This is a genomic window from Streptomyces sp. NPDC059456 (assembly GCF_042750055.1).
Classification (GTDB): Bacteria; Actinomycetota; Actinomycetes; order Streptomycetales; family Streptomycetaceae; genus Streptomyces.
Window position 1 is genome coordinate 1 of record NZ_JBHYVA010001033.1, and the last position, 1934, is coordinate 1934.

General features: G+C 74.0%; 3 protein-coding genes. 2 read left to right on the plus strand and 1 reads right to left on the minus strand.

All coding sequences use genetic code 11. The features are described from left to right. Positions 1 to 160: 160 nt before the first annotated feature. A complete protein-coding gene (locus ACFXA3_RS41840; RefSeq protein ID WP_385196642.1) occupies positions 161 to 961 on the plus strand; it encodes a chaplin family protein in 801 nt (266 codons plus the stop codon). Positions 962 to 1003: 42 nt separating this feature from the next. Here the strand turns inward: ACFXA3_RS41840 and ACFXA3_RS41845 are convergent, their stop codons facing one another. Further along, on the minus strand, positions 1004 to 1192 hold the full coding sequence (locus ACFXA3_RS41845; RefSeq protein ID WP_054223753.1) for a DUF5703 family protein: 189 nt from the start codon (positions 1190 to 1192) through the stop codon (positions 1004 to 1006). Between the two features lie 47 nt (positions 1193 to 1239). Between ACFXA3_RS41845 and ACFXA3_RS41850 the strand changes: the two genes are divergently transcribed. Further along, positions 1240 to 1920, plus strand: coding sequence for a hypothetical protein (locus ACFXA3_RS41850; RefSeq protein WP_385196644.1), 681 nt, complete (start codon positions 1240 to 1242; stop codon positions 1918 to 1920). Positions 1921 to 1934: the final 14 nt, after the last annotated feature.

The window sequence follows — 1934 nt, forward strand, 5'->3', positions numbered from 1 at the left end:
ACCCCCCCAGTGCCGTCGCACCTGCCCCCCCCCGCCACCCACGCCCGCTCCCACCCTGCCTTTTGTTGCCGCGGGGGCCCCCCCCTCCGACCCCCGCCCCGCCCCGCCCCCCGCCGGGCTTTGGAGCCCGGTGTTCGTACACAGCAGGGGGATGACACACATGCGCAAGACTCTGAGCATCATGGCGGCCGCGGGAGGTGTTCTCGCGCTGGGTGGGGGTTACGCACATGCGGACTCCGGCGCGTCCGGGCACGCCGCGCACTCTCCGGGCGTGCTGTCCGGGAATTCCGTCCAGGCGCCCGTGGACGCTCCGGTGAACGCCTGCGGCAACACCATCTCGGTCGTGGGACTGCTCAACCCGGCCTTCGGGAACGGCTGTTACCAGCACTCGGCGACACCGAACCAGCCCGGCCACCCGGGACACCCCGGGCAGCCGGGACACCCGGGCCAGCCGGGACAGCCCGGCGGGCCCGATGAGCCGGACGAGCCGTGCGACGACGACGAGCCGGCCCACCCCGGCCACCCGGGCAACCCCGGTACGCCCGGCCACCCGGGACACCCCGGCAACCCCGGAACGCCCGGCCACCCCGGCAACCCGGGTACGCCCGGCCACCCCGGAACTCCGGGCCAGCCTGGCAACCCCGGCACACCTGGTCAGCCCGGCAACCCGGGAACGCCGGGCACGCCCGGTCAGCCCGGCCACCCGGGCCAGCCCGGTACTCCGGGTACGCCCGGCAACCCCGGCACGCCCGGTCAGCCCGGCAATCCGGGTGCGCCCGGTACCGGGCCCGGTACGGGCAGCGGGACGCCCGTCACGCACCCCGGCCAGGGGATCACGCCCGCCCGGCAGGCCGGGCTGGCCGCCACCGGGGCCGGTGACGTCCTCGGCGTCGGCGCCCTCGCCGCCGGCACGCTGCTGGCCGGCGCCGTGCTCTACCGCCGCGCCCGCAACGCGGCCTGACCGGAGCCCCTCACGGCGCGGGCCCCGACCCCGGGGCCCGCGTCACCAGGTGGCGCGGACCTGACGGATGATTCTCCGGCGCAGCCGGACCCGACGGCTGCCGTCCCGATGCAGGGAGAGCCGGTCGAGTTCCCAGTTCCCGTACTCGGCATGTTCGGTGAGCAGGCGGGTCGCCTCCTTGCGGGGCACACCGCGGGGCACGTACACGTCGACAAATTCGTATTCCGGCATCGAATCTATTGTGCGGGCACAGGCCTGCTACGGATAGCGTCTGCACTATGTCTGATGCCGCTCTGCCCAGTGTTGCCGAGGTACGCGCCGCCGCCGAGGCGGTCAAGGCCGCTCTCGACCGTCACCTCGCCGCGGTCGAGAGCAGGAACGGGGACGAGGACCCGGCCGTCTACGCCGCCTTCAACGAACTCGCCGCCGCAGCGGAGGAGTACGACGAACTCCTCTACGACCGGTACGACGAGGTCACCCCCTTCGAGATCCCCACGCCCGAGGACGGAGTCCCGTACACCGGGCCCGCCGAGCCCACCGCGTTCAGCGTGCTCATCCGCCGTGACTACGCCGTCGTCGAACCGCCCCGGCTGATCGCCCAGGCCGAGCGGGTCGCCGCGCACGACCGGGAGGCCGAGCTCGTCCACGACGGCGGCACCGCCGGTGCGCTGGGCGTGCTCTTCGGGGAGTACGAGCCCGACGAGATCGCCTCCCGCTACAAGGAGTTCGGTCTGGAGGAGGGAGACTCCACGCTCTGGATCGCCGCCTCGGAGGAGGTCGCGGAGCCGGGGGAGTGGCTCGGCTCCCCCTTCGGGCACACCGACCCGCAGGACGTGCTGCACCGCTTCGACGTCAGCTCCGTCTTCGACGAGGAGGCCGACGACTTCGACGACGAGGAGACCGACGGCACCGGCGGTATCGGCGGTCAGGCGACCGCGCCGGGGCTGACCCCCGCCTGATCCCGCCCGGTCCT

Excerpts from the sequence above, each read along its gene's own strand:
- ACFXA3_RS41850 (WP_385196644.1), top strand. The coding sequence starts at position 1,240 with ATGTCTGATGCCGCTCTGCCCAGTGTTGCCGAGGTACGCGCCGCCGCC.
- ACFXA3_RS41845 (WP_054223753.1), bottom strand. The coding sequence starts at position 1,192 with ATGCCGGAATACGAATTTGTCGACGTGTACGTGCCCCGCGGTGTGCCC.
- ACFXA3_RS41840 (WP_385196642.1), top strand. The coding sequence starts at position 161 with ATGCGCAAGACTCTGAGCATCATGGCGGCCGCGGGAGGTGTTCTCGCG.